The organism is Saccharothrix luteola (assembly GCF_020859565.1).
In the GTDB taxonomy this organism is placed as follows: domain Bacteria; phylum Actinomycetota; class Actinomycetes; order Mycobacteriales; family Pseudonocardiaceae; genus Actinosynnema; species Actinosynnema luteola.
This window is the reverse complement of sequence record NZ_JAJHUO010000035.1, coordinates 41,289-67,962: the sequence shown is the minus strand read 5'-3', so window position 1 is coordinate 67,962 and position 26,674 is coordinate 41,289. Positions and strand designations below refer to the sequence as shown.

The 26,674-nt window shown below is 71.6% G+C and carries 24 protein-coding genes; 15 read left to right on the top strand and 9 right to left on the bottom strand.

Annotated elements, in window-relative coordinates; all coding sequences use genetic code 11:
* The first annotated feature begins 135 nt into the window (after positions 1-135).
* From LNK82_RS38505 to LNK82_RS38450, 13 genes are all read left to right on the top strand, one after another.
* Complete coding sequence (locus tag LNK82_RS38505; RefSeq protein ID WP_230571814.1) at positions 136-1,458, top strand: lysine N(6)-hydroxylase/L-ornithine N(5)-oxygenase family protein; 1,323 nt, start codon at positions 136-138, stop codon at positions 1,456-1,458.
* 19 nt (positions 1,459-1,477) lie between these two features.
* Entirely contained in the window at positions 1,478-1,849 is a 372-nt protein-coding gene (locus tag LNK82_RS38500; protein ID WP_201439749.1) for a cupin domain-containing protein, read from the top strand.
* Complete coding sequence (locus tag LNK82_RS38495; RefSeq protein WP_230571788.1) at positions 1,846-3,477, top strand: class I tRNA ligase family protein; 1,632 nt, start codon at positions 1,846-1,848, stop codon at positions 3,475-3,477. Before LNK82_RS38500 ends, LNK82_RS38495 begins: the two co-directional genes overlap by 4 nt.
* Positions 3,478-3,490: 13 nt before the next feature.
* On the top strand, positions 3,491-4,732 hold the full coding sequence (locus LNK82_RS38490) for an ATP-grasp domain-containing protein (RefSeq protein WP_230571787.1): 1,242 nt from the start codon (positions 3,491-3,493) through the stop codon (positions 4,730-4,732).
* A gap of 82 nt (positions 4,733-4,814) precedes the next feature.
* A complete protein-coding gene (gene ddaH, locus LNK82_RS38485; protein ID WP_372470762.1) occupies positions 4,815-5,645 on the top strand; it encodes a dimethylargininase in 831 nt (276 codons plus the stop codon).
* On the top strand, positions 5,642-5,989 hold the full coding sequence (locus LNK82_RS38480; RefSeq protein WP_230571786.1) for an avidin-fold protein: 348 nt from the start codon (positions 5,642-5,644) through the stop codon (positions 5,987-5,989). The genes ddaH and LNK82_RS38480 overlap by 4 nt, the downstream gene beginning before the upstream one ends.
* Positions 5,990-6,011: 22 nt before the next feature.
* Complete coding sequence (locus tag LNK82_RS38475) at positions 6,012-7,811, top strand: ABC transporter substrate-binding protein (protein WP_230571785.1); 1,800 nt, start codon at positions 6,012-6,014, stop codon at positions 7,809-7,811.
* 66 nt (positions 7,812-7,877) lie between these two features.
* Positions 7,878-9,194, top strand: coding sequence for a cation:proton antiporter (locus LNK82_RS38470; protein ID WP_230571784.1), 1,317 nt, complete (start codon positions 7,878-7,880; stop codon positions 9,192-9,194).
* Entirely contained in the window at positions 9,191-10,435 is a 1,245-nt protein-coding gene (locus tag LNK82_RS38465; RefSeq protein WP_230571783.1) for an ATP-grasp domain-containing protein, read from the top strand. The genes LNK82_RS38470 and LNK82_RS38465 overlap by 4 nt, the downstream gene beginning before the upstream one ends.
* Positions 10,435-10,965, top strand: a complete 531-nt coding sequence (locus LNK82_RS48475) for an MFS transporter (RefSeq protein WP_372470761.1) — start codon at positions 10,435-10,437, stop codon at positions 10,963-10,965. Before LNK82_RS38465 ends, LNK82_RS48475 begins: the two co-directional genes overlap by 1 nt.
* Positions 10,848-11,732 carry an MFS transporter gene (locus LNK82_RS48020; RefSeq protein ID WP_230571782.1) on the top strand — a complete coding sequence of 295 codons (885 nt, stop codon included), beginning with the start codon at positions 10,848-10,850 and terminating at the stop codon, positions 11,730-11,732. Before LNK82_RS48475 ends, LNK82_RS48020 begins: the two co-directional genes overlap by 118 nt.
* A complete protein-coding gene (locus tag LNK82_RS38455; protein ID WP_230571781.1) occupies positions 11,725-12,174 on the top strand; it encodes a hypothetical protein in 450 nt (149 codons plus the stop codon). Before LNK82_RS48020 ends, LNK82_RS38455 begins: the two co-directional genes overlap by 8 nt.
* A 169-nt stretch (positions 12,175-12,343) precedes the next feature.
* Positions 12,344-13,483 (top strand): IS30 family transposase, encoded by a 1,140-nt coding sequence (locus LNK82_RS38450; protein WP_372470765.1) that lies wholly within the window; start codon positions 12,344-12,346, stop codon positions 13,481-13,483.
* A gap of 60 nt (positions 13,484-13,543) precedes the next feature.
* Here the strand turns inward: LNK82_RS38450 and LNK82_RS38445 are convergent, their stop codons facing one another.
* Complete coding sequence (locus LNK82_RS38445; protein ID WP_230571780.1) at positions 13,544-14,782, bottom strand: MFS transporter; 1,239 nt, start codon at positions 14,780-14,782, stop codon at positions 13,544-13,546.
* A 262-nt stretch (positions 14,783-15,044) separates the two neighbouring features.
* On the opposite strand from LNK82_RS38445, the gene LNK82_RS38440 reads away from it, so the two are divergent.
* Positions 15,045-16,136 carry an S-(hydroxymethyl)mycothiol dehydrogenase gene (locus LNK82_RS38440; protein WP_230571779.1) on the top strand — a complete coding sequence of 364 codons (1,092 nt, stop codon included), beginning with the start codon at positions 15,045-15,047 and terminating at the stop codon, positions 16,134-16,136.
* A gap of 27 nt (positions 16,137-16,163) precedes the next feature.
* Positions 16,164-16,997 (top strand): siderophore-interacting protein, encoded by an 834-nt coding sequence (locus LNK82_RS38435; protein WP_230571778.1) that lies wholly within the window; start codon positions 16,164-16,166, stop codon positions 16,995-16,997.
* Between the two features lie 5 nt (positions 16,998-17,002).
* Here the strand turns inward: LNK82_RS38435 and narI are convergent, their stop codons facing one another.
* The 8 genes from narI to mrf all read right to left on the bottom strand — a co-directional run bounded on the left by narI (position 17,003) and on the right by mrf (position 26,626).
* Positions 17,003-17,728, bottom strand: a complete 726-nt coding sequence (gene narI, locus LNK82_RS38430; protein ID WP_230571777.1) for a respiratory nitrate reductase subunit gamma — start codon at positions 17,726-17,728, stop codon at positions 17,003-17,005.
* Positions 17,725-18,360: a nitrate reductase molybdenum cofactor assembly chaperone gene (gene narJ / locus LNK82_RS38425; RefSeq protein ID WP_230571776.1), complete on the bottom strand. Its 636-nt coding sequence runs from the start codon at positions 18,358-18,360 to the stop codon at positions 17,725-17,727. The genes narI and narJ overlap by 4 nt, the downstream gene beginning before the upstream one ends.
* Positions 18,357-20,069, bottom strand: a complete 1,713-nt coding sequence (gene narH, locus LNK82_RS38420) for a nitrate reductase subunit beta (RefSeq protein ID WP_230571775.1) — start codon at positions 20,067-20,069, stop codon at positions 18,357-18,359. Before narH ends, narJ begins: the two co-directional genes overlap by 4 nt.
* Entirely contained in the window at positions 20,069-23,770 is a 3,702-nt protein-coding gene (locus LNK82_RS38415; protein WP_230571774.1) for a nitrate reductase subunit alpha, read from the bottom strand. The genes narH and LNK82_RS38415 overlap by 1 nt, the downstream gene beginning before the upstream one ends.
* Positions 23,767-25,008: an MFS transporter gene (locus LNK82_RS38410; protein ID WP_230571773.1), complete on the bottom strand. Its 1,242-nt coding sequence runs from the start codon at positions 25,006-25,008 to the stop codon at positions 23,767-23,769. Before LNK82_RS38410 ends, LNK82_RS38415 begins: the two co-directional genes overlap by 4 nt.
* Before the next feature lie 114 nt (positions 25,009-25,122).
* Positions 25,123-25,284: a 50S ribosomal protein L32 gene (rpmF, locus tag LNK82_RS38405; RefSeq protein ID WP_230571772.1), complete on the bottom strand. Its 162-nt coding sequence runs from the start codon at positions 25,282-25,284 to the stop codon at positions 25,123-25,125.
* A complete protein-coding gene (locus tag LNK82_RS38400) occupies positions 25,284-25,535 on the bottom strand; it encodes a type B 50S ribosomal protein L31 (RefSeq protein WP_230571771.1) in 252 nt (83 codons plus the stop codon). The genes rpmF and LNK82_RS38400 overlap by 1 nt, the downstream gene beginning before the upstream one ends.
* On the bottom strand, positions 25,532-26,626 hold the full coding sequence (gene mrf, locus LNK82_RS38395; RefSeq protein WP_230571770.1) for a ribosome hibernation factor-recruiting GTPase MRF: 1,095 nt from the start codon (positions 26,624-26,626) through the stop codon (positions 25,532-25,534). Before mrf ends, LNK82_RS38400 begins: the two co-directional genes overlap by 4 nt.
* Positions 26,627-26,674 lie beyond the last annotated feature (48 nt).

The following is a 26,674-nucleotide window of genomic DNA, read 5'->3' as shown; positions in this document are numbered from 1 at the left end:
TCCTGCCGGCCCGCCCCCCGGCGGGGGCCCACCCCGCCCCCGGCGCCCCCCCCGGGCCCCCCCCCCCGCCCCGGGCCCCCACGTCCCGCACTCCGGCACCGCCGCCGCGGCGCCACCCGACAAGGCTTGGAGACTGTGTTGGACCACCAGGATGTAGAACTGCTCGCGATCGGAGCGGGCCCCGCGAACCTGGCCCTTGCCGTCGCGCTGGAGGAGCTGTCCCCCGACCTCGCCGCACGCGCGCTCGTCGTGGAGCAGCACGACGACATCGTGTGGCAGCGCGGGATGCTGCTGCCCTGGTCGCGCAGCCAGGTGTCCTTCCTCAAGGACCTGGTGACGCTGCGGAACCCGACCAGCCCGTACTCGTTCGTCAACTACCTGCACTCGACGGGCCGCCTCGACGAGTTCATCAACCTCGGCACCTTCACGCCCTACCGCCTGGAGATCTCGGGCTACCTGGCGTGGGTGGCGCGGTCGTTGACGAAGGTCCGGCTCCAGCACGGGCGGCGCGCGGTCGCCGTCGAGCCGCAGCACGGCGAGGCCGGTTCGGTGGACCGGTGGCTGGTGCGGTTCGCCGACGGCAGCACGGTGTCGTGCGCGACGCTGGTCATCGGCGTCGGCCGCGACCCGCACCTGCCGACGGAGTTCGCGGCGCTGCCGAGGGAGCGCGTGGTGCACAGCACCGAGTTCGTGACCCGGATCGGCGCGCTCGACCCGGAGGGCGAGCACCGCATCGTCGTGATCGGCGGCGCGCAGAGCGCGGCGGAGATGCTGTGGTCGGCGCACGAGACGTTCCCGCGCGCCAAGGTGACGATGGTGATGCGCTCGATCGGCCTCAACGGCTACGAGAGCAGCAAGTTCACCAACGAGCTGTTCTACCCGTCGTTCGTGGACAAGTTCAACGAGGCGCAGCCCGACGCGCGGACGCAGCTGCTGCGCGAGATGCACCGCACCAACTACGCGGGCCTGTCGCCGGCCATGCTGGACAACCTCTACCACACGATGTACCTGGAGAAGCTGACCGGCACCCAGCGGCTGTCGATGGTCACGATGGCGGAGGTCGTCGACTCCGCGCTGGTGGACGACGAGGTCGTGCTGACCCTGCTGGACCGCCGCACGGGCGAGCGCAGCGAGCTGCGCTGCGACCGGGTGATGCTCGGCACCGGCTTCGACAAGCGGATGCCGACCCTGGTGCGCTCGATGGCCGCCGAGGTCGGCCAGGAGGACTTCGCCGTCACCCGGAACTACCGCCTGCAACTCCCCGAGGCGGTGTCCGCCCGGGTGTACCTGCAGGGCGTGAACGAGGCCACGCACGGCATCGCGGACTCGTTGATCAGCGTCCTGGCGATCCGGGCCGCGGAGATCGTCGCCGACCTCGCCGACGCCGACGAGGAGACCGTGCCCGTGGTGCCGCAGCGCGTCACCGAGCTGTTCGCCGAAGCACCCCAACCCGCCTGACCCGAGAGGAGTCGTCACCATGATGGAAATCCGCCCCCTGGACCGGGACAACCTCAAACTCGACAACGGCCTGGACGCCCAGCGCCTGATGCCGTGGGACCTGGTCAACGCGCCGTTCGAGGGCTCGTGGTGCGTGGTGCGCCCCGGCGCCGAGTCGGGCGCCCACGGCCACCACGAGTACGAGATCTGGGTCGCCATGACCGGTGAGGCCGAGATCATCACGCAGGCGGGCGCCACGCCGTTCAAGGCCGGTGACGTCGTGCACTTCACGCCGCACGAGAAGCACCAGGTCGTCAACAAGGGCGCCGAGGACTTCCAGTTCTACGCGATCTGGTGGGACGCCGAGCTGGCCGGGAAGTTCGCCGCCCGCCACGAGGGAGCCGCCTCGTGACGACCCGTTCCCGACCGGCGATCGTCGTCGCCGCGACGCCCACGTCGAACGGCGACCTGCACGTCGGTCACATGTCGGGCCCGTACCTGGGCGGCGACGTGTACGCGCGCTACCTGCGCGCCACCGGTCGACAGGTGCTCTACACGACGTGCACCGACGACAGCCAGAGCTACGTGGTGTCCACCGCGCACCGGCGCGGCCTGGCGCCCGACGAGCTGGTGCGGACGTCGATGGCGAAGATCGAGCGGTCGCTCGACGCGATGGGCACGCTGATGCCGGGCCTGCCGCCGATCGACGACCGGTACCGCACGACGGTGCTGGACTTCCTCAAGGAGCTGCACGCCGCCGGCCGGTTCCACCTCCGCAAGGTGCAGCTGCCCTACGCGCGCAACGCGGGCGCGTTCCTCTACGACGGCCTCGTCACCGGCACGTGTCCGTCGTGCCTGGCCGGCAGCTGCGGCGGCGCGTGCGAGAACTGCGGCCACCCGAACAACTTCGACGAGCTGCTCGACCCGAAGTACACCATCGACCCGAGCGACACCGTGGTGTACCGGGAGTGCGAGATCCTCGTGCTGCCGATGGAGGACTACCGCGAGCGGCTCACGTCCTACTACGCGGCGCGCACGCCCCGCTGGCGACCGCACGCGCGGCAGCTGATCAGCGAGCTGCTGTCCAAGCCGCTGCCGGACATCCCGGTGACGATCCCCGGCACGTGGGGCATCGCCGCGCCGTTCCCGGAGACCCCCGGCCAGATCGTCTACCCGTGGGTCGAGGCGATGCCCGCCTCGATGTACGCCACGTGGTGGACGGCGACGCAGCTGGGCCGCCCCACGGCGGGGGTCGACGAGCTCTGGCGCGCCGACCACGACGCGGAGCTCGTGTACTTCCACGGCTTCGACAACGTCTACCACTGGGGCCTGGTCGACCTGGTGATGCTGCTCGCGCACGGCGACAAGTACACGACGCCGGAGTCCAACGTCTGCAACGAGTTCTACGACCTGGACGGCGAGAAGTTCTCCACCAGCCGCAACCACCTGATCTGGAGCGCGGACCTGCTGGCGGAGGTGCCGCGCGACCTGGTGCGGTTCTACCTGGCGCTGACCGGTCCCGAGTTCCAGCGGGCGAACTTCACCCGCGACGCCCTGCACTCGACGACCACGCGCCGCCTGATCACGCCGTGGAACGAGTTGGCCGAGGCCATCGCGCTGGCCATGGTCGGGGTGGACGGCACCCGCCCGCTGGCCACCACCGAGGCCGGGCGCTGGCGCGCGGCGACCGTGCTCAAGCGGTTCCGGCTGTGCTACGACCTGCCCGGGTTCAGCATGGGCCGCGCCGCGGAGACGATCGTGACGCAGCTCGGGCGGCTGCGGGCGCTGGCCGACGCGGTGGACCACCGCCGCAACGGCAAGGCGCCGACGCAGCCCGGCGACCTGCTGCTGGAAGCGCGCACGCTGCTCGCGTGCGCCGCGCCGATCCTGGTCGACGTCGCGGCCGACGTGTCCGCGCAGGGCGTCGACCTGACCATCGGCGACGACATGCCGGCCGAGATCCGGCCGTTCCGGTTCCCGTCGCTGCCCGGCACGCACGCGCCGGCCGAGCAGCACGCGGCCCTCGACGGCGTGAGCTAGGAGGCGACGCACCGTGAAGCTGCTGACCATCGAGACCCGCCAGTACCTCGAGTACTACCACTCGCGCTACCGGCAGGTGCAGGACCTGGGCGTGGACCTGTACGTGCTCAACGGCGAGGGCACCGAGGACTTCTGGCCCGCCGACCACTACCGCCTGGTGGGGTCGAAGAACATCGACGAGATGATCGCCACCGCCAAGCAGTGGCACGCCACCGAGGCGTTCGACGGCGTGATCACCTTCTCCGAGGCGGCCGTGGTGGCGGTCGCGGCGATCGCCGAGGCGCTCGGCCTGCCCGGCATCGGCGTCGAGGCGGCGCTGAACAGCCGCAACAAGTACCTGATGCGGCAGGCGCACGAGAAGGCCGGCGCGCCGATCCCCGGTTTCCGCTTCGTCACCTCGCTGGCCGAGGCGAAGGCGGCGGCGGACGAGTTCGGCTACCCCGTGATCGTCAAGCCGACGTTGGGCGCGGGCAGCCACTTCGTGTTCCGCTGCGACGACGACGCCGAGCTCACCGAGCACTACGAGCAGGCCGCGCAGGGCATCCAGGACCTGTTCTGGGCGAACTCCGAGGCGGACGGGATCGACCTGGGCCCCAACGGGCTGCTCGTCGAGTCCTTCCTGGACGGCAAGGAGTACCTGATGGAAGCCGTCGCGTGGGACGGCGAGGTGTACCTCGGGTCGGTGGTGGACCGCATCACCGCCGAGGGCGGGACGTTCGACGACGACGTGCACCACGCGCCGACGTCGATGAGCCCGGAGGACCTGGCGGCCGTGCACGAGGTCGTCACGGCGGGCGCGTTGGCGCAAGGCCTCACGAACAGCGTGATGCACGCCGAGGTCCGCTTCCACCAGGGCAAGCCCTACCTACTGGAGATCGCGGCGCGGGTCGGCGGCGGCGGGCTCGACATGATCGCCCGCATCACCGCCGAGCACGACCCGATCGCCGCCGTGGTGGACATCGGCGCGGGGCGGCGGCCGAACGTCCGCCACTTCCGGCCCACCGGCACGCACATCGCCGCGATGTGCCTGATCTCCGACGCGGGCGTGGTGCGCGAGGTGCGCGTGCCCGAAGAGGTGTCCACTTCGGACCGCGTGTTCCTGCTCAAGATCACCGCACGGCCCGGCGACGTGGTCAAGCGCCCGCCGGACGGCAACACGATCATCGGCTTCCTCGGCGCCACCGGCACGTCGGAGGCCGACGCTTTCGCCCTGATGAACGACTACGCAGCCAAGATCGAGGTCGATTTCCAGTAGCGCCACACCGCAGGCGTCGCCGGCCCTCCGCGTCACATGTGGCGGACCGGTGGCGCCACCGGCCAGAGAGGACTCCACCGCCGTGTCCGAGCCCGAGCAACGCACCGCGCGCCGCCGCAGGTACCTGATGTGCCCGCCGGAGCACTTCGACGTCTCCTACTCCATCAACCCGTGGATGAACCCCGAGAAGCCGACCGACGCGTCCATCGCCCTGCTCCAGTGGAGCCGGCTGCGGTCGCTGTACCTCGACCTCGGCCACGACGTCGAGCTGATCGAGCCCGAGCCCGGGCTGCCGGACATGGTGTTCGCCGCGAACGGCGCGACCGTGGTGGACGGCCGGGTGCTGTCGGCGCGGTTCCGGTTCCGCCAGCGCGAGGCTGAGGGGCCGGCGTACCTGGAGTGGTTCCGCGAGCACGGCTTCCGCACTCACGAGGCGTTCTGGGTGAACGAGGGCGAGGGCGACTACCTGCTGGTGGGCGACCGGATCCTGGCGGGCACGGGCTTCCGCACCGACCAGCGCTCGCACGTGGAGGCGGCCCGGTTCTTCCGGCGCGAGGTCGTGACGCTCGACCTGGTCGACCCGCGGTTCTACCACCTGGACACCGCGCTGGCGGTGCTGGACGACGACCTGATCATGTACTACCCCGAGGCGTTCTCGACGTGGAGCAGGGGCGTGCTGCGCTCCCTGTACCCCGACGCCGTGATCGCCGGCGACCACGACGCCGAGGTGTTCGGCCTCAACGCCGTCAGCGACGGCAAGCACGTCCTGCTGGCGCAGGAGGCCACCCACCTGGCCGACCAGCTCGCCGACCGGGGTTTCACGCCCATTGGTGTCGACCTGTCCGAACTTCTCAAATCCGGCGGCAGCGCGAAGTGCTGCACGCTCGAACTGCGTGGGGAGCCAGCTCGATGATCAATTACGACGGCAAGAGGTTCCACCCGGTCACCGGTGGTGGCCCCGAGGAGAGCCGGGTCGCCGTGTACCACCAGGACGGCGACCTGCTCTGGGGCGAGTTCCTCGGCGGCAAGGCCCGCCGCGGCGCGCTGACCGGCACCGCGAAGCCCGACGGCGCCCTCGACTTCGCCTACTGCATGGTCCTCGACGACGGCCAGGTCATCTCCGGGCACTGCCGCAGCACGCCGAAGGTGCTGGAAGACGGCCGCATCCGCCTCGACGAGGTGTGGGAGCGCTTCGGCGAGCACGCCGCGTCCGGCGTCTCGACCATCGAGGAAATCCCCGCTCAGACCGCGAACTGACCCGAGAGGCCGACGAGCAGCCATGACTTCCGCGAGCACCATCACCGCCCGCAAGGAGGGCACGCCGCGCAAGGGCGGCGTCGTCACGTGGGCGTGCGCGCCGGGCTTCCCGCCCGCCGTGATCTTCCCGTTCACGCCCGCCGAGCGCATGGGCACCCGCAACATCCTGGAGTTCCAGGCGCTGATGTACCGGACGCTGTACTACTTCGGCAGCGACGGCACCCCGAACGTGGACTACTCGCAGAGCATCGGCGAGGAGCCGGTGTGGAGCGAGGACGGCCTGACCGTGCGGGTCAAGGTCAAGCCGTGGAAGTGGTCCAACGGCGAGACGCTGTCCGCCGAGAACGTCCTGTTCTGGGTGAACCTGATGAAGGTCAAGGGCGCCCGGTACGGCGAGTACGTGCCCGGCTACTTCCCGGACAACCTCACCGACTACGGCAAGGTCGCCGACGACGAGGTGTTCTTCACCTTCGACAAGGTCTACTCCAAGCACTGGGTGCTCTACAACCAGCTCAGCACGATCACGCCGCTGCCCAAGGCGTGGGACCGCACCGAGGCCGGCCCGGCGAACGCCTCCGGCGACCTCGCCGACGTCGAGGCGGTCTACCAGTACCTGATGGCGCAGCAGGGCGACATCGTCGACGAGGGCAACGCCCACCGCACCAAGTGGGCCGACAGCCCCATCTGGAGCATCGTGAGCGGCCCGTGGCGGCTCAAGAGCTACACGCTGGAGGGCGTGGTCACGTTCGTGCCCAACGAGCACTACTCGGGGCCGAACAAGCCGTACCTGGACGAGTTCCGCCAGGTGCCGACGTTCTCCGACGAGGAGCAGTACGAGATGCTGAAGGCGGGCCCGGACGCCGAGAACGGCATCCAGGTCGGCTACCTGCCGCTGAGCTTCGCCACGGAGCCCGCGGTCGACCCGGTGGTCGGCGGGCCGAACCCGTTGACCGAGTACACGATGTTCCCGCAGTCGGCGTTCTGCATCCGGTACATCTCGCTGAACTTCAACAACCCGACCGTGGTCGGCAAGATGTTCGCGCAGACGTACATCCGCCAGGCGCTGCAGTCCTCTTTGGACCAGGACACGGCGGTGCGCGACATCTACCAGGGCTACGCGTACCGGCAGAACGGCCCGGTGCCGATGTACCCGAAGACCGACTACGTCTCGCCGCGCCAGCGCGAGGGCGCGTGGCCGCTGCCGTTCTCCCCCGAGAACGCCAAGGCGCTGCTGGAGGCCAACGGCTGGGACACCAGCGTCACGCCCGCGGTGTGCGTGCGGCCGGGCACGGGTCCGGGCGAGGCGGGCGCGGGCATCCCCGCGGGCACGAAGCTGTCGATCCTGCTGCGCTACGTCGAGGGCCGCCCTGCCCTGACCCGGGTGATGGAGAACTTCCGCGACGCCGCCGCGAAGGCGGGCATCGAGCTGCGGCTCCAGGAGGTGTACGGCTCGATCCTCGTGGCCGAGGACGCGCCGTGCGAGCCGACCGCCACCACGCCGTGCACGTGGGAGATGTGCTGCTGGAACGGCGGCTGGGCCTACCACCACCCGACCGGCGAGATCCTGTTCTCCACCAAGGCGGGCGGCAACTTCGGCTTCTACAGCGACCCGAAGGCCGACGCGCTGATCGAGCGCACCGTCACCAGCGACGACCTGGACGTGCTCTACGAGTACCAGGACTACATCGCCAACGAGGTGCCGGTCATCTTCACGCCGAACTTCCCGATCCGGCTGTTCGAGGTCGCCAACACGCTCGGCGGGTTCGGGCCGATCAACCCGTACGGGATGATCAACCCCGAGAACTGGTACTACCGCGACTGATCCCCTCGGCACGGGGTCCGCACCGGGCCCCGTGCCGTTTCTCCACCGCTCACAGGGGGTTCGCCCGTGGTCTTGTCCGCCGCGCCGCCGAGCACGCTCGGCGCGCATTCGTTGCTCATGTTCCTGGTGCAGGTCGCCGTGCTGCTCGGGGTGGCGCTCGTCCTCGGGCGGCTCTCCGTCCGGCTCGGGATGCCCGCCGTCGTCGGCGAACTCGCCTCCGGGGTGGTGCTCGGGCCGTCGCTGCTGGGCACGTTCGCCCCGGTGTTCGACGACCCGGCCCAGGTGCACCTGCTCGACGCCGTCGGCCAGTTCGGCGTGCTGCTGCTGGTGGGGTTCACCGGCATGCACCTCGACCTCGGTCTGGTGCGCCGGCAGCGCCGGGCCGCCACCTGGGTCGGCGCGGGAGGGCTGCTCATACCGCTGGGGCTCGGTGTCGGCGCCGGGTTCCTCCTGCCCGCCGCCATGCTCGGCCCGGCGGCGGACCGGCAGGTCTTCGCGCTGTTCCTCGGGGTGGCGGTGTGCGTGAGCGCCATCCCGGTGATCGCCAAGGTGCTGCTGGAGATGAACCTGCTGCACCGCGACATCGGGCAGCTCACCGTCACCGCCGCCGCGGTCGACGACGTGGTGGGCTGGTCGCTGCTGGCCGTGGTGTCCGGGATGGCCGGCGCCGGGCTGACCGCCGGGCACGTGGCGTGGTCGCTGGGCGCGCTGGCCGTGGTGCTCGTGCTCGCCGTGGTCGCGGTGCGGCCCTTGGCGCGCGGCGCGTTGCGGCTCGCGGAGCGCTCCGGTGATCCCGGGGTGACCGTGGCGGTGGTCGTGCTGCTGGTGATAGCGTCCGCCGCCGGCACGCACGCCTTGGACCTCGAGCCGGTGCTGGGGGCGTTCGTGTGCGGCTTGGTCATCTCGTCGGTCGGCGGTGTCGCCCGTGAGCCGCTGACGGTGCTGCGGACGTTCGTGATGGGCGTGCTGGCGCCGCTGTTCTTCGCGACGGCGGGCCTGCGGATGGACCTCACGGCCCTGCGGCACCCGGCCGTGCTCGGCGCGGCGCTGGCCGTGCTGCTGCTGGCCGTGGTCGGCAAGTTCGCGGGCGCCTACGCGGGCGCGCGGCTGGCCAGGCTCAGCCACTGGGAAGGTCTCGCGCTCGGCGCGGGGCTCAACGCGCGCGGTGTCATCGGCGTGATCGTGGCGCTGGTCGGCCTGCGGCTGGAGGTGCTGTCGACCGAGGCTTACACGGTCGTGGTGCTGGTGTCGGTCGTGACGTCGCTGATGGCGCCGCCGACGTTGCGGTACGCGGCACGGCGGATCGCCGTGACCGACGAGGAGCGCGAGCGCGAGAAGGCGTTCGGCGGTGTGCAAGTCCTATCGAGAGTGGAGCCCCGATGAGCAACACCGACCAGCGGCCCCTGCTGCTCGTGGTCGCGACCGGCATGCGGTTGTACCGCGAGTACCTGCTGCGCTCGATCAGCGCGGAGTACCGGGTGCACCTGTTCCTGACCGCCGAGCCCGACTGGGAGAAGGAGTACGTGTCCGGCTGGACCGTGCTGCCCTCCACCACCGACGGGCCGGCCATGGCGGCGGCAGCGGCGGAGATCCACGCCGGCACGCCGTTCTCCGGGGTGCTGTGCTGGGACGAGGTGCGCATCCACGCGACCGCGTTCGTCGCGCGGGCTTTAGGGCTGCGCAACGGCGACCCGGACGTGATCTGGCGCCTGCGCGACAAGGGCGGCACGCGGGCGGCGCTCAAGGCGTCGGGCGTGCCGCAGCCGGAGTCGATCCCCGTGAAGACCGTGGACGAGGCGGTGGCGGCGGCGGCCGAGGTCGGGTACCCGGCGATCCTCAAGCCGCGCGGTCTCGGCGCCAGCCTGGGCGTGGTCAAGGTGCACGACGAGGACGAGGTGCGCGCGAACTTCGCGTTCACCGAGGCGGCGCGCGGGCCGGAGCCGGTGGTGTTCGACACCGACCAGCCGATCCTGGTCGAGGAGTTCGTGTCGGGTGAGGAGATCAGCGTCGACTCGGTGGTGCGCGACGGTGTCGTGACGCCGCTGTTCGTCGGCCGCAAGGTAGTCGGCTACCACCCGTACGCCGAGGAGATCGGCCACTTCGTGGACGCCTCGGACCCGCTGCTGACCGACGACGTGCTGCTCGACGTGGCCCAGCGGACGCACAAGGCGTTGGGCTTCACCGACGGCATCACGCACGCCGAGTACATGCTGACCGCCGAGGGTCCCAAGGTCATCGAGGTCAACGGCCGCCTCGGCGGCGACATGATCCCCTACCTCGGCCTGCTCGCCACGGGCGTCGACCCGGGCCTGGTCGCGGCGGGCGCGGCCACCGGCGGCGCGGTGGACGTCGCGCACGCGCACGACCGCGTGGCGGGCATCCGGTTCTTCTACGTCGAGGAGGAGGACACCACGCTCGGCTCGCTGGCGTTCGACTCCGCCAAGCTGCCCGAGGGCATCGACCGCGTCGTCACGGTCGCACAGCCGGGCGCGGTCGTCTCACCCCCGCCCAAGGGCACGGTGTGGGGCCGCATCGCGTTCGCCATCGCCACCGGCGCCTCGCGCGACGAGGTCGCCGCCCGGCTCGACGCGGCCGACGCCGCGCTGGACGTGACGAGCGCCTGATGACCACCGCGAAGAACACCGACCAGGGCATCTGGCGGACGTTCGTCGAGTCGCCGGCGGCCGTGAAGGCCGTGCTGGCCGGCGTGTTCGTGAACAAGGTCGGTGGGTTCCTCAACATCTTCCTCGTGCTGTTCCTGACCGCCCGGGGGTTCTCCGCGGGCCAGGCGGCGACGGCGTTGGGCGTCTACGGCGTCGGCAACGTCATCGGCGTCCTGGTCGGCGGCGCGCTGGCCGACCGGCTCGGCGCGCGCAACTCCACCGTGCTCAGCATGGGTGGCGCGGCGGTGCGCACCCCCCCGCAGCTCTACCAGCCCGACACGCCCCAACACCCCCCGGGATCTGCTGGGGGGGGGGGGGGCGCCCCCCCCCCCCGCTGCTCTACCTGCCGGACTACGCGCTGCTCGTCGCCGCGGTGGCCGTGCTCGGCGCGGTCTCCCAGGTCTACCGGCCCGCGTCGGCCACCCTGCTGTCCGAGCTCACGCCCGACGACCGGCAGGTCATGGTCTTCGCCATGTACCGGTTCGGCCTGAACCTGGGCACGACCGCCGCGCCGCTGATCGGCTTCGGCCTCTACCAGCTCGGCGGTGACGACTACGGCCTGCTGTTCTGGGGTGAGGCGGCGGTCGCGGCGGCGTACGCGCTGGTCGCCTACCGCGTGCTGCCCGCCAGGACGGGGGCGAGGCAGGCGGCGGGCGACGAGCCGGCGCCCGCGGGCAGCTACGTCGACGTGCTGCGCGACCGGCGCTTCCTGGTGTACCTGGTGGCGACGTTCTTCCACGCCGTGGTCTACGTGCAGTACCTGTCGACGCTGCCGCTGGACGTGCAGGCGTCCGGGGTGCCGATCTTCTGGTACACGTTCGCGGTCGCGGTGAACGGCGGCGCGGTCATCCTGCTCGAACTGGTGGTGACCAAGAAGACGCAGCACATGCGGGCCAACCTGGTCGTCGCGGTCGCGTTCGTCGTGATCGGCGCCGGCTTCGCGCTGTACGCGCTGCCACTGGGCCCGGCGGTGATCGTGGCGGGCACGCTGGTGTGGACGCTGGGCGAGATCATCGGCGGCCCCATGCTGTTCGCCTACCCCGGCATGGCCGGCCCCGCCCACCTCAAGGGCCGCTACATCGGCAGCTTCCAGTTCGTCTACGGCCTCGGCGCCGCCGCCGGTCCGATCGTCGGCGGGTTCCTGTTCCTCCAGCTGGGCCACGGCGCGTGGCCCGTGCTGGCGGTGGTGGAGCTGGGCGCCGCGGTCGCCGTGTACGCGGCCATCCGGAACCGGGCGGGAGGGGCGGACGGTGGGTGACTTCGACTTCCTGACAGGCCGTTGGTCGATCCACAACCGCAGGCTGCGGCGGCGGTTGGTGGGCAGCGACGACTGGGAGGAGTTCGCCTCCTCGTCGGAGGTGCGCCCGATCTTCGGCGGCGCGGGGAACGTGGACGAGATCACGTTCCCCGACGGGACGTCCGGCCTGACCGTGCGGCTGTTCGACGCCGCCACCGGTCGCTGGTCGCTGAACTGGGCGAGCAGCGACTCGGGCGTGTTCTTCCCACCGCTGTTCGGCTCCTTCACCGACGGCGTCGGCACGTTCCACGGCGACGAGGTGCAGGACGGCGTGCCCGTCCGCATCCGCTTCCTGTGGCACCGCATCACCGGTGACTCGGCGCGGTGGGAGCAGGCCATGTCGGCCGACGGCGGGCAGACGTGGGAGACCAACTGGTACATGGACATCACGCGCCGGGCGTGACCCCGTGCGGAAGGCCCCCGTCCCCGGATCTTGAGTTCTAGGGATCGTCGCAACACCCCGAGTGTTCGGGGACGCGATGGACTTCCAGATCCGGGCCGACAGGACGGCGCAGGGGCGCAGGAAGCTCACCCGTGAGCGCGAGGCTTACTTTGCGCTCATGGATCAGGGGCTGAGCAACGGCGAGGCATGTCGCCGTGTCGGAGTGCATCCGAGAACCGGCCGCGAGTGGCGCAACGGGCGGCCGGAACTCGGCGCGAAGAACCGCCGCCCCCGTCCGCCCGCGCTGGTTGTCCGGCACCGGGCGGACGAGGGTCGCGGTCGGTTCCTGTCCCAGGACGAACGCTTGCGGATCGCAGACCTGGTGCGCGGCGGGGCGGGCGTCCGGACCATCGCGCGCGAGCTGGACAGGGCGCCGTCCACGATCAGCCGCGAGCTGCGCCGCAACAGCCACTCCGCCAGCGGCCACTACGGCCCGCACGTGGCGCAGGACCGCGCCGACAAACGCCGCAGACGCCCGAAACCCGGCAAGCTCGCGGCAGCCCCCGAACTGCGCCGGGTCGTCCAGGCCGGACTGGATCGGAGATGGAGCCCGGAGCAGATCGTGCGACGGTTGCGGCGGGACTTCCCCGACCGGCCGGAGATGCACGTGACCCACGAGACGATCTACCAGGCCCTCTACGTCCAGGGCCGCGGCGAACTGCGCCGCGAGCTGACCAGGGCGCTGCGCACCGGGCGCGCGATGCGCCGCCCCCACCGACAGTCCGCCGCGCGCCAACCCCGCATGTCGTCCAACATGGTGATGATCAGCGAGCGGCCCGCCGAGGTCGCAGACCGGGCCGTCCCCGGCCACTGGGAAGGCGACCTGATCATCGGCAGGGAGAGCAAGTCCGCGATCGGCACCCTGGTCGAACGCGCCACCCGCTTCACTCTGCTGGTCCACCTGCCCCACGGCCGCACGCCGGACAAGGTCCGCGACGCCCTGGTCGAGACCATGCGCGGCCTGCCCGTCCACCTGCGTCGGTCGCTGACCTGGGACCAGGGCTCGGAGATGCACCTGCATCACGAGTTCACCCTGGCCACCGACGTCCCGGTGTACTTCTGCGACCCGCGTTCACCCTGGCAGCGAGGTAGCAACGAGAACACGAACGGTCTGCTGCGCCAGTACTTCCCCAAGGCGACCGAACTCTCACCGCACGACCGCGAGCACCTGACCGCCGTCGCGGCGGAACTCAACGGCCGCCCACGCAAAACGCTCGGCTGGGACACCCCAGCCGAGCGCTTCGCTACCCTTCTCGCCACCACCACCTAGCAGCGGTGTTGCGACCACCCCTGGAATTCGCCGATCGAGGACGGGGGCCTTCCCGCGTGATCAGGCCGCGACGGGCTCTTCGGCGTCGACGGCGTTCGGGTCGGGTTGCAGGGCCACCAGGACGACCGCGCCGAGCGTGAGCGCGACGCTGGCCAGGATGACCGGCAAGTAGCTGCCGGCGGCGTCGGCCAGGACCGCGCCGAGCTGGCTGCCGACCGCGACCGCGACCATGTGCAGCGCCCACAGCACGCCGATCGCCGTGCCCTTGCGCCCGCGCGGCAGGATCTTCGCGATCCACATCGTGGTGGCGACGACCGTGACGAGGTAGCTGGCGCCGAACAGCGCGCCGAACACCAGCACGGTGAACTCGGCGGCGAAGAACGGCGCGATCATCATCGACGCGGCGCGCAGCGCGTAACCGCCGATCAGCGTGGCCCGGATGAGGCCCTTGTCGCACAACCGGCCCGCCACCAGCGAGCCGACGATCTCCAGCCCGCCCAGCAGCACGAACGCCGCCGAGCTGGTCACCGGCGCGACGCCGTGGTCGTGCATGTGCGGGAACAGGTGGACGTCGATGAACGCCATCGTCGTGCCGCACGCGAAGAACGGCAGGATGAGGCCGCGCACCCGCTTGTCCGCCAACGCCATCCGGATGCCCGCCCAGAAGCCGTGCTCGGCCGGCGCGGACGGCGCGGCGTTGCGGTTCGAATAGCGAACCAGCAGCAGCGACAGCGGCAGCATCACGACCAGGAACACCACGCCGACGCCGAGCAGGATCTGCTGCCACGACGTGACCGCGCCCAGGAACGTCCACAGCGGCACCAGCACCATGAACCCGACCGCCGCGCCGTTGGTCAGCACCGCGTAGAGGAAACCGGCGTTGCGGCCCTGGAACAGCTGGTCGGCCAGCACGCCCAGCGGCACGAACGACAGCATCGTGCAGCCGATCGCGCCGAGGATGCCGTAGGTCGGCACGAACACCCAGATGTCCTTCGCCAGCGCGCAGACCACGAGCACCACACCGGTGATGCCCGCGCCGATCGCCAGCACCGGCACCGCGCCGATCCGGTCGGCCAGGTGGCCCACCGCCGACGACGCGAGCGCCGTCACGACGGCGAACAGCGTGGTGCCGACCGCGAGCGTGCCGCGGCTGACGTCGAAGTCCTCCGCGATCGGCAGGAACAGCACCTGGACGGTGGACTTCATCGACGAGCCCGCCGTGGAGATGACGAAGCTGACGGTGGTCGCGAACACCGCGAACGCGGTGATGCCGGACGCGACTCTCGGCACGGTGCTCATGGTTCTCCAGATCCTCCCGCGGTAGCCGCCCGCCGGGCCCGTTCATGCTGCCACGCGCCTTGTCCTGCGAAAACACCGCTTCCGCTATCGCAGTTTGCGCCGAACAGCCCAATCCGGGCGGACGTAAGACAGAACACGCGGCACCCGCCCATAGGAAATCCCGATGCCGGCGACCGGAGGCACTCCCGCTGGGCCGGTCGCAGGCATTCGCTTCACCTATCCTGTGGCCGTCACGAGGCCGGTCGACGTGGAGGCTCGGGAGATGTCGAGGATCGTCAAGGCAGTCATCGCCACGGGCAAGGGCGAACCGGTCCGCAGCCACGACATCGTCGTCCCCGATCCCGGCCCCGGCGAGGCGACCGTGCGCGTCCTGGCCTCCGGCGTCTGCCACACCGACCTGCACTACCGCGACGGCGTGATCGGCGACGCCTACCCGTACCTGCTGGGCCACGAGGCGTCCGGCGTCGTCGAGCAGGTCGGCCCCGGCGTGGACAACGTCGCGCCCGGCGACTTCGTGGTGCTGAACTGGCGCGCGGTCTGCGGTCGCTGCCGCGCGTGCCGCCGCGGCCGGCCCGAGGCCTGCGTGGACGACCACACCGCGAAGACCAGGATGACCCTCACCGACGGCACGCCGCTGCAACCGGCGTTGGGCATCGGCGCGTTCGCCGACCTGACGCTGGTGCACGCCGGCCAGTGCACCCCGGTCTCGCCCAAGGCGGACCCGGCCGTCGCCGCCCTCCTGGGCTGCGGCGTCATGTCGGGCCTCGGCGCGGCGATGAACACCGGCGGCGTCACCACCGGCGACACGGTCGCCGTGATCGGCGTGGGCGGTGTGGGCTGCGCGGCCGTCGCGGGCGCCAAGCTGGCCGGCGCCACCACGATCATCGCGGTGGACCTCGACGAGCGGAAGCTGTGCCACGCCCGCGTGCTGGGCGCGACGGACGTGGTCGACGCCCGGCAGACCCCGGACGTGGTGGCCGCCATCCGCGCCCTGACCGACGACCTCGGCGCGGACGTGGTGATCGACGCCGCCGGCACGCCCGAGACGTGGCGGCAGGCGTTCTACGCGAGGGCGCTCGGCGGCACGTTCGTGCTCGTGGCCCGCCCCGACTCCGGGATGCGCCTGGAGATGCCGTTGCTGGACACGTTCCTGCGCAACGGCACCTACCGCACGAGCTGGTACGGCGACTGCCTCCCGTCACGCGACTTCGCGCCGCTGGTCGACCTGCACCTGCAGGGCCGCCTGCCCCTGGACCACTTCGTCACCGAGCGCATCGGCGTGGCCGAGGTGGAGCAGGCGTTCACCGCGATGCGCTCGGGCGACGTGCTGCGCAGCGTCGTGGTCTTCGCCTGAGGACTGATTTAGCTTAGCCTAACCTCCATGCCCCGGTACTCGACGTTGGACCAGTTGCAGCTGAAGGTGCTCACCAAGGCCGTCGGCCTGGTCACGGCGACGCCCAACCAGCGCGACGTGTTCGACCAGTTCGTCATGACGGTCGCCGCAGTCGCCGACCTCGCCCCGCACCTGCGCCGGGTGACGTTCCGGGCGCCGGAGTTCGCCGAGTACCACGTGACCGGCCCGGACGAGTGCTTCGGCCTGATGGTGCCGCCGGCCGACCGGCCGTTGACGATGCCGAGCGCGGACCGCATCAACGTCCGCACGGCGATCCGCGCCCTGCCCGCCGAGGACCAGCCGGACCTGCGCTGGTACACGGTCCGCGCCCACCGGCCCGAGCTGACCGAGGTCGACGTGGACTTCGTCCTGCACGGCGACGCCGGGCCGGGCACCCGCTGGGCGACCCGCGCCGAGGTGGGGCAGTCCGTCGGCTTCCGCGCGGGCAACTCCGGCTACCGCGCCCCGTCCACCGGCACGGTCCTGCTGGCCGCCGACGAGACCGCGCTGCCCGCCCTGTGCGCGATCCTGGAGTCGGGCGTGCCCGCGGACGCCCGGATCTTCGCCGAGGTGCCCGACGGGGACTACCGCGTGGCCGTCGACGCACCCGTCACCTGGCTCCACCGCGGCGCCGACGCACCCGGCTCGCACCTGCTCCGCGCGGTGGCCGACCTGCCCTCCCCCGCGCCGGACTACGCCTGGGTGTGCGGCGAGTCGACCCTGGCCACCACCGTCCGCCGCCACCTGGTGAAGGAACGCGGCGTCGACCGCCGTTCCGTGATGTTCAGCGGCTACTGGAAGCTCGGCGCCGCCCGGCTGTGACCGTGCTACCACCCGCGCCGGGCGCGTCGGTTGCCCACCTGCTCGTCACGGCTGCGGTAGACGATGTAGGGACGGGTCAGGTAGCCCAACGGCATCGAGAACACGTGCACCAGGCGGCTGAACGGCCAGAACGCGAACAGCGCCCACGCCACCAGCGCGTGCAGCTGGAACCCGAGCGGCGCGGCGGCCATCAGCTCCGGCTTCGGCCGGAGGTAGAAGATCGACCGGAACCACGGCGACACCGACTCGCGGTAGTCGTGCGGGTGGTCGGTGAGGTTGCCGAGCACCGTCGTGCCGAGACCCAGCACGATGGCACCGACCAGCAGCACGTACATCACCTTGTCGTTGCGCGTGGTCGCGGAGAACACCGGGCCGACGGTCCGTCGGCGGTAGACCAGGATCGCCGCGCCCGCCAGCGTGCAGGCGCCGGCGAGCACCCCGAGCACGACCGCGACCACGTGGTAGGCGGTGTCGCTGATCCCGATCGCCTCGGTCCACGACTTCGGCACCAGCACGCCGCCGACGTGGCCGAGCACGACGACCAGGATGCCGAAGTGGAACAGCGGGCTGCCCAGCCGCAGCAACCGGCTCTCGTAGAGCTGCGAGGAGCGGGTGGTCCAGCCGAACTTGTCGTAGCGGTAGCGCCAAAAGTGGCCCACGACGAACACCGCGATGGCCACGTACGGCACGACGACCCACAGCATGATGTCGAGCGTGCTCGGCTCGGTCATCGCGGGCCTCCTCGCGGCATGTACTCGGGTGGGGCGAACGGGGCCAGGCCGACCTCCTCCTCGGGAGGTCCCTCCGCGACCAGCCGGGCGATCGCCTCGTGCTCGTGGCGGCCCAGGGGAGGCAGGGTCGCCGACACCGACTCCAGGACGTGCGCCCACGGCGAGCCGGCCTCGCGCAGGCCGAGGCGGATGAGCTCCAGCCCGGCCCGGTGCTCGCACAGCAGCCGCAGCCCGCTCGACGGGTCGCCGGTGGCGGCGAACTCCAGCACCACGGCGAGGTGGTCGGGCAGCTCGCCGTCGTCGAGCTCGAGCCCGGCGGCCCGGTAGGCGTGCTTGAACCGCAGCAGCGCCATGCCGCGCTTGCGCGTGTCGCCGTAGGCGAAGTAGGTCAGGTAAGGGCTGAACCGCTTGCGGTGGTCGAACGTCGCCACGTAGTCGGCGGCGAGGTCGGTCGGCGAGGTGGCCACCACGTGGTCCAGGAACGCGTCCAGCGGCGTCGCGAGCGGCACGGGCACCGTCCGGGTCGCGGCGCGCAGCAACGGCAGCCGGGCGAACGACTGCTCGTCGGGGTAGCCCAGCAGCAACGACTGGACCTGCCACGCGGTGGCTCGCTGCGCGTCGGTGACGGTCACGGCTTCGGCTCCACCTCGCCCGCCGGGTCTCCCCCACCCGGCCGATCATCCGCACCCGGCCGCTCCGCCGGCGGGAACAGCCCGTCCGGGCGGCCCTTGCCGTCCCAGTTGAGCAGGTTGACCCGGTTGCCCTTGTCGACCGGCGCGGCGGGGGTGTCGGACGTCTGCCGGTCGCGCAGCATCCGGAAGTTCTCCACCGCGATCGGCGACGTGCCGCCGGAGCACTCGCCGAACGGGCCGGAGCCGCCCATGCCCGGCCCGCCCTCGTAGTCGAGGCTGCACTCGGTGGCCAGTTCCTCCAGCCCGTGCGCCTGCTCGGCGTGCGCGGGCGGGATGACGTAGCGCTCGTCGTACTTCGCGAGGGCGAGCAGCCGGTACAGGTCGTAGACCTGCTCGCCGGTCATGCCGACCTTCGCCGCGATGGCCTCCTGCGGTTCGCGGCCGAGGTTGATGTCACGCATGTAGCTGCGCATGGCGGCGAGCTTGCGCAGCACGGCGTCCACCGGCTCGACGTCGCCGGCGGTGAACAGCCGGGCCAGGTACTCGACCGGGATGCGCAGCGCCTCGACGGCGGCGAACAGGTTGCCGTGGTCCTCGGCGTCGTGGCCGGTGTCGCGCACGACGTCGACCACGGGCGAGAGCGGTGGGATGTACCAGACCATCGGCATCGTGCGGTACTCCGGGTGCAGCGGCAGCGCGACCTTGAACGTGGTGATCAGCGCGTGGATCGGCGAGCGCTGCGCCGCCTCGATCCAGTCGCGCTGGATGCCGGCGCGCTCGGCCTCGCGGATGACGACGGGGTCGTTCGGGTCGAGGAACACCCGCCGTTGCGCCTCGCACAGGTCCTTGTCGTCGGGTGTCGAGGCCGCTTCCAGCACCTTGTCGGCGTCGTAGAGGACCAGCCCGATGTAGCGCAGACGTCCCACGCACGTCTCCGCGCAGACGGTGGGGATGCCGACCTCGACGCGGGGGAAGCAGAACGTGCACTTCTCGGCCTTGCCGGTGCGGTGGTTGAAGTAGACCTTCTTGTACGGGCAGCCCGACACGCACATCCGCCAGCCGCGGCAGCGGTCCTGGTCGACCAGCACGATGCCGTCCTCGGCGCGCTTGTAGATCGCGCCGGACGGGCACGACGCGGCGCACGAGGGGTTGAGGCAGTGCTCGCAGATGCGCGGCAGGTAGAACATGAACGTCCGCTCGAACTCGAACTTCACCTTGTCGGCGATGCCTTCGAGCATCGGGTCCTTCTCACCGTGGTCGGGCGAGCCGCCGAGGTCGTCGTCCCAGTTCGCCGACCAGGTGATCTTCGTGGGCTCACCGCTGATCAACGACCTCGGCCGGGCGACCGGGGTGTGCTCCTGGAGCGGCGCGCTGGTGAGGTTGTCGTAGTCGTAGGTCCAGGGCTCGTAGTAGTCGTCGAGGCCGGGCATCTTCGGGTTGCTGAAGATGGTGAGCAGCTTGCGCAACCGGCCGCCGCCCTTGAGCTTCAACCGGCCGCGCTTGGTGAGCGCCCAGCCGCCGCGCCAGCGCTCCTGGTCCTCGTAGCGGCGCGGGTAGCCCTGCCCGGGACGGGTCTCGACGTTGTTGAACCAGACGTACTCGACGCCGGAGCGGTTGGTCCAGGCCTGCTTGCACGTCACCGAGCACGTGTGGCAGCCGATGCACTTGTCCAGGTTCATCACCATCGCCAACTGGGCCATCACGCGCATCAGTACCGCACCTCCTGGCCGCGACGGCGGATCACGGTCACCTCGTCGCGCTGGTTGCCCGTCGGGCCGAGGTAGTTGAACGCGAACGACAGCTGGGCGTAGCCGCCGATCAGGTGCGAGGGCTTGATCAACAACCTGGTCAACGAGTTGTGGATGCCACCGCGCTTGCCGGAGGTCTCCGCGCGCGGCACGTCGATCAGCCGGTCCTGGGCGTGGTGCATGTAGACCGTGCCCTCCGGCATCCGGTGCGACACCACCGCCCGCGCGACCACGACGCCGTTGCGGTTGACCGCCTCGATCCAGTCGTTGTCGGCCACGCCGATCTTCGCCGCGTCCTCTTTGGACAGCCAGATGGTCTGCCCGCCGCGCGACAGGCTGAGCATGAACAGGTTGTCCTGGTACTCGGAGTGGATGGACCACTTGGAGTGCGGCGTCAGGTACCGCACGGTGACGCCCAGCTCGCCCCGCTCGCCGACGCGGGGTTCGCCGAACAGGGCGTGCATGTCCAGCGGTGGCCGGAACACCGGCAGCTGCTCGCCCAGCTCGGCCATCCAGTCGTGGTCGAGGTAGAAGTGCTGGCGGCCGGTGAGGGTGTGCCAGGGCTTGAGGCGCTCGACGTTGATCGTGAACGGTGAGTAGCGGCGTCCCCCGGTCTCCGATCCGGACCACTCGGGCGAGGTGATCACCGGCACCGGCGCGGCCTGCGTGTCGGCGAAGGTGATCCGCTTGCCCTCGTGCTCGGCGGCGAGGTCGGCCAGCGGCGTCCCGGTGCGCTGTTCGAGCGTGCGGAAGCCCTGGGTGGCCAGGTGGCCGTTCGTGGTGCCGGACAGGGCGAGGATCGCCTCGCACGCGTGCACGTCGCGCACGAGCGACGGTCGGCCGTCGGCGGGGCCGCCGCGGATGGCGCCGTTCTGCTGCCGCAGGCGCTCCACCTCCCGTTCGACGCGGAAGGTGACGCCCTTCGTGGTGGCGCCGAGCGAGTCGGCCAGCGGGCCGAGCGCGCCCATCTTGGCCCCGATCGCGGTGTAGTCGCGTTCCACCACCGCGAGCTTCGGCATGGTCACGCCGGGGACCGGCTCGCACTCGCCCGCCTTCCAGTCGCGCACCACGCCGTGCGGGGTGGCGAGCTCGTCTGGGGTGTCGTGCATCAGCGGTGTGGCCACGACGTCCCGGCGCACGCCCAGGTGCTCCTGCGCCAGCGTGCTGAAGACCTGCGCGATGGCCTGGAACGCGTCCCAGTCCGTGCGGGTCTGCCACGGCGGTGCGATCGCCGGGTTGAACGAGTGCACGAACGGGTGCATGTCGGTGGTGTTGAGGTCGTGCTTCTCGTACCAGGTCGCGGCGGGCAGCACGACGTCGGAGAACAGGGTGGTGCTGGTCATCCGGAAGTCCAGTGACAGCAGCAGGTCCAGCTTGCCGACCGGCGCCTCGTCGTGCCAGACCACGTCGCGCGGCCGGTGCTCCGGCGGGGTCTCGGTCGCGCGCAGCGAGTGGTCGGCGCCCAGCAGGTGCTTGAGGAAGTACTCGTTGCCCTTGCCGGACGAGCCGAGCAGGTTGGCCCGCCAGATGCTCAGCACGCGCGGGAAGTTCTCCGGCGAGTCGGGGTCCTCGCAGGCGAAGCGCAGCCGGCCGGCCTTCAGCTCCGCGACGACGTGCTCCCCCACCGGCAGCCCGGCCCGCTCGGCGTCGTCGGCCAGGTCGAGGGGGTTGCGGTCGAACGTCGGGTAGGACGGCATCCAGCCCATCCGCGCGGACTGGGCGATCACGTCGGCGGTGGTCCTGCCCGCGAGCCGGCCACCGGTCGTGGCGGAGGCGAGGGTGTCCGCGCCGAACCGGTCGTAGCGGAACTGGTCGGTGTGCAGGTACCAGTACGCGGTCTGGATCATCTGGCGCGGCGGGCGCGACCAGTCCAGCCCGAACGCGAGCTGCGACCACCCGGTGACCGGACGGCACTTCTCCTGCCCGACGTAGTGCGCCCAGCCGCCACCGTTGACGCCCTGGCAGCCGGTGAGCGTCGTCAGCGCCAGGAACGCGCGGTAGATCGTGTCCGAGTGGAACCAGTGGTTGGTCCCGGCGCCCATGATGATCATCGACCGGCCGCGGGTGTCCTCGGCGTTGGCGGCGAACTCCCGGGCGATCCGGGCGGCGGCGCTCGCCGGGACGCCCGTAATCGCCTCCTGCCACGCGGGCGTGCACGGCTGGGTGGCGTCCTCGTAGCCGCTGGGCCAGACGCCGGGGAGGCCGTCGCGGCGCACGCCGTACTGCGCGAGCAGCAGGTCGAACACCGTGGTGACCAGGTGCCCGCCGACGTGCCGCACGGGGACGCCTCGGCGCGCGGTCGTCGCCGCACCACCCGGTGAGTCGAACCGCGGCAGCTCCACCTCCACCGACTCGCCGCCGTGCGCGGACAGCAGCGGGTCGACGTCGCCGAGGTCGAGGTTCCACCGGCCCGCGCCGTGCTCGCCGAAGCGGAAACCGAGCGAACCGCCGGGCACCGCGGGCCCACCGGAGGCCGAGTCGAGCAGGACGGTCTTGAACGCCGCGTGCTCCTGGCCGGCGTGGTCGGGCAGGTCGGCGGCGGTGAGGAACTTCCCGGGCCGGTGGACGTCGCCGTGCCGGTCGAGGCGGACCAGGAACGGCAGGTCGGTGTAGCGCTTGGCGTAGTCGGTGAAGTACGGCACTCGGCGGTCGACGAAGAACTCGCGCAGGATCACGTGGCCCATCGCCATCGCCAGCGCGCCGTCCGTGCCGGGCTGGGCCGCCAGCCACTCGTCGGCGAACTTCACGTTGTCGGCGTAGTCCGGCGACACCGCGACGACCTTCTGCCCCCGGTAGCGCGCCTCGGCCATCCAGTGCGCGTCCGGCGTGCGGGTCACGGGCAGGTTGGAGCCCCACATGACCAGGTAGCCGGCGTCCCACCAATCACCCGATTCAGGGACGTCGGTCTGGTCGCCGAACACCTGCGGCGAGGCCACCGGCAGGTCCGCGTACCAGTCGTAGAACGACAGCATCGCGCCGCCCAGGAGCGACACGAACCGCGCGCCCGAGGCGTGCGACACCATCGACATGGCGGGGATCGGGGAGAAGCCGGCGACCCGGTCCGGCCCGTAGGCCTTGATCGTGTGCACGTGCGCGGCGGCGACCATCTCGGTCGCCTCGTCCCACGACGCGCGCACCAGGCCGCCCCTGCCCCGCGCCGCCTTGTACCGCCGTGCCCGCTCGGGGTCCTCCACGACGTCGGCCCACGCCAGCACGGGATCGCCGGTGCGCGCCTTGGCCTCCCGGTACATCTCCAGCAGCACGCCCCGCACGTACGGGTACCGCACGCGGGTCGGCGAGTAGGTGTACCAGGAGAACGCGGCGCCGCGCGGGCAGCCGCGCGGCTCGTACTCCGGGCGGTCCGGGCCCGCGGACGGGTAGTCGGTCTGCTGCGCCTCCCACGTGATGATCCCGTCCTTGACGTAGACCTTCCACGAGCACGACCCGGTGCAGTTCACCCCATGGGTGGAACGCACCACCTTGTCGTGGCTCCACCGGTCCCGGTAGAACTCGTCCGCCTGCCGCCCGCCGATCTCGTGCAACGTCCGCAGGTCCGGCGAGATGTCGGCGCGGGTGAAGAACCGGCGGGTGCGCACCAGGGCCTCGGCCAGTGCGCCGTCCAGCCCGACGCCGGCCGGAGGCGGTCCGGTCCCGGTGCTCACGTCGTCGCCCCTTCCCCCGGCGTGGCCGCGCGCACGGCACGACGCACGGCGGTCGCGGTGAAGAGGAGCGCGGCCAGGGCGACGACGGCGAGCGCGGCGAGCCCGAGCGCGTACGAGGACAGCGCGCCGTAGAGGGCGCCCATCACCAGCGGCGGCACGAACCCGCCGAGCCCGCCCGCCGCACCGACCACGCCGGTGACCGAGCCGACCTTGTCCGCCGGCGCGAGCAGCGCGACCAGCGCGAACACCGCGCCGCTGCCCGCGCCGAGCGCGGCGGCCATGGCCAGGAACGCGATCGTGCCCAGCGGCACCAGCCCCGGCGTGAACGCCTGCACCGCCGCGCCCGCGGTCACCACGGCCAGGCAGGCGACGAGCACCCGGGCCGGGTCCGACCGGTCCGACAGCCAACCGCCCACCGGGCGCATCACGACCGCGAGCAGCACGAACCCGGCCATCCGGTTGGCCGCGTCCGCCTGCGTCAGGCCGTAGGCGGCGCCGAGGTAGGCGGGCAGGTACACCGAGAACGCGACGAACCCGCCGAACGCCACCGCGTACAGCGCCGACGCCTGCCACGTGAGGGGCAGCCGCGCGGTGGCCAGCATCCGGGCGGCCACCGACCCGGTCGGCACCGTCCGCCCCGGCGCGTCGCGCAGCAGCACGGCCGCGACGACCGCGTAGACCGCCAGCACGACCGCCGTCACCACGAACGGCGTCGCCACGCCCCACCGCTCGACCAGCTTCACCGTGGTCAGGGCGCTGATCGCGGTGCCGCCCATGCCCGCGCCGAAGATCCCGATCGCCAGGCCGCGCCGCTCGGGCGGGAACCACAGGTTGACGAACGGCACGCCGACCGCGAACGCCGTGCCGCCCACGCCCAGGAAGAACCCGCCGACGAGCAGCGCGGCCAGCGACGTGTGCCCGACCAGCCCGAGGAACAGCACCGGCACGATCGTCACCGCCGAGACCAGCGGGAACATCACCCGGCCGCCGAACCGATCGGTGAGCGCGCCGACCGGTATCCGCCCGACCGACCCCACCACCACCGGGACCGCGACCAGCAACGCCTGCTGGAACGCGCTCAGCCCCAGGTCGTCCTTGAACCGCGGTCCCAGCGGGCTCAGCAGCGCCCAGGCCCAGAAGTTCAGCGCGAACCCGACCGTGGCCAGCCCGAGCATCAGCGCCCGCCGACCGGTCGTCGGCGGTCGGTCGTCCGTGGCCGGCACTGCTGACAAGCCCATCACCGAGTCCTCGTCCGTGCGCCTGGTGCGCCCGGCCATCGTCACCTGGACTCGGTGTCGTCGCACTTCGGCGGACTCCGCGGCACCTACCCGGTGGTCACGCCCGCCCGGTGGTCACAGCAGGCCGCGCCGGTAGGCGGCCACCAGTCGGCGCGGCACGGTGAGCCGGCGGCCGTCGAGGGTGGTCACCGGGACGAGGTCCGGCGCGGTGGCCTTCCACCGCGACCGGCGGTGGCGGGTGTTGCTGCGCGAGGTCTTGCGCTTCGGCACGGCCATCAGCGGGCCCTCTTCCCGTAGCGGCGGTTGAACTTCTCCACGCGGCCGGCGGTGTCCATGACCCGCTGGTTGCCGGTCCAGAACGGGTGGGAGTCCGCGGTGATGTCGACGGTGATCAACGGGTAGGTGTTGCCGTCCTCCCAGTCGATCGTGCGGGTCGACGTGGCCGTGGACCGGGTCAGGAACGCCTTCCCGGTCGCCTGGTCCTGGAAGACCACCGGGTGGTAGTCGGGGTGGATGCCCTGCTTCACAGCTCCTCCATCTGGTCGTGCCACTCGGCGAACGGGTCGACGAACTCCAGTTCGTCGCTCAACGCCGACTCCTCGTCGGTCACCAACGCCTCGCGCAGCGCCGCCGTGATCTCGTCCGGCTCGGCGGAGGCGGTGATCACCACCAGCTCCTGCGAGCGGTCACCGTGCTCCGCGTCCCAGCACGCCGCCGCCGTCGCCCGCCGCTCGTCGTCCACTTCGGACCAGTCCTCCACGGCCGCCAACCACGGGCCGAGCATGCCGACGTTCAGCGCGCCGCCGGCGGATTCCAGCCACAGCGCGACGTCCGGCTGACTGGCGACCCAGAACCGGCCGCGGGTGCGCACGACGCCGTCGAGCAGGACGTCCAGGGCGCGGTGCAGCCGCATCGGGTGGAACGGGCGCCGTGCCGTGAAGTGGACGACGGACACGCCGTGCGCGGGCGCCAACGGCGGCTGACCGCGCAGCAACGGCCCGAAGCCGTCGTCGACGCGTCCCCGGCGCGCGCCGGGCGGGATCGCGGCGAGCAGGGCGCGCACCTCCAGCGTGCCGAGGTCGTGGCGCGGCGCGCGCGGTGACACGCGGTCGAGCACGGCGTCCAGCACCTCGCCGCCCCCGACGCCCGTCATCACCAGCGCGTCGGCGAACTCGGCCTGTCCCACCACGACCTGCGCCACGGTGCGCTCGTCGCCCGGAGCCGCGGCCAGGCCGCGCTCGGCCAGCGTGGCGTCCCCGGTCGCGTCGGCCAACCACGTGGTCCGGTCGACCACCGTGATCACGGCCTCGACCCGGACGTCGAGCCCGTGCAGGGCGAAGCACACGGCTTCCGGTTCCAACGCCGGGTCCAGGTGCACCACGACCCGGCCGTCGAGGCTTTGCAGCAGCGGCAGGAGGTCCAGGCGCAACGTGCACGAGACGCAGCCGTGCGCGAGTTCCAGCACGGTCAGCCGACCGTCGACCCAGCGGCGCACCACGCCCTCGGCCAGGCCGCTCAGGTCGTGGCGCACCAGCACCGACCCCGGTGACGCGCGCCAGACCTCGTCGGCGACGTCGTGGTGGGCGAGCCCGGCCACCAGTACCACCTCGGTTCCCATGTGGGGTACGGTAACTGGAAACGATTGTCATTTCAATTCAGGAGGTCG

What these genes read in the sequence shown, in the direction of transcription:
- LNK82_RS38445 (WP_230571780.1), bottom strand. Translation starts at nt 14,782, where the DNA reads ATGAGCACCGTGCCGAGAGTCGCGTCCGGCATCACCGCGTTCGCGGTG.
- LNK82_RS38475 (WP_230571785.1), top strand. Translation starts at nt 6,012, where the DNA reads ATGACTTCCGCGAGCACCATCACCGCCCGCAAGGAGGGCACGCCGCGC.
- LNK82_RS38465 (WP_230571783.1), top strand. Translation starts at nt 9,191, where the DNA reads ATGAGCAACACCGACCAGCGGCCCCTGCTGCTCGTGGTCGCGACCGGC.
- narI (WP_230571777.1), bottom strand. Translation starts at nt 17,728, where the DNA reads ATGACCGAGCCGAGCACGCTCGACATCATGCTGTGGGTCGTCGTGCCG.
- LNK82_RS38440 (WP_230571779.1), top strand. Translation starts at nt 15,045, where the DNA reads ATGTCGAGGATCGTCAAGGCAGTCATCGCCACGGGCAAGGGCGAACCG.
- LNK82_RS48475 (WP_372470761.1), top strand. Translation starts at nt 10,435, where the DNA reads ATGACCACCGCGAAGAACACCGACCAGGGCATCTGGCGGACGTTCGTC.
- narH (WP_230571775.1), bottom strand. Translation starts at nt 20,069, where the DNA reads ATGCGCGTGATGGCCCAGTTGGCGATGGTGATGAACCTGGACAAGTGC.
- LNK82_RS38435 (WP_230571778.1), top strand. Translation starts at nt 16,164, where the DNA reads ATGCCCCGGTACTCGACGTTGGACCAGTTGCAGCTGAAGGTGCTCACC.
- rpmF (WP_230571772.1), bottom strand. Translation starts at nt 25,284, where the DNA reads ATGGCCGTGCCGAAGCGCAAGACCTCGCGCAGCAACACCCGCCACCGC.
- LNK82_RS38410 (WP_230571773.1), bottom strand. Translation starts at nt 25,008, where the DNA reads ATGGGCTTGTCAGCAGTGCCGGCCACGGACGACCGACCGCCGACGACC.
- mrf (WP_230571770.1), bottom strand. Translation starts at nt 26,626, where the DNA reads ATGGGAACCGAGGTGGTACTGGTGGCCGGGCTCGCCCACCACGACGTC.
- LNK82_RS38500 (WP_201439749.1), top strand. Translation starts at nt 1,478, where the DNA reads ATGATGGAAATCCGCCCCCTGGACCGGGACAACCTCAAACTCGACAAC.
- LNK82_RS38480 (WP_230571786.1), top strand. Translation starts at nt 5,642, where the DNA reads ATGATCAATTACGACGGCAAGAGGTTCCACCCGGTCACCGGTGGTGGC.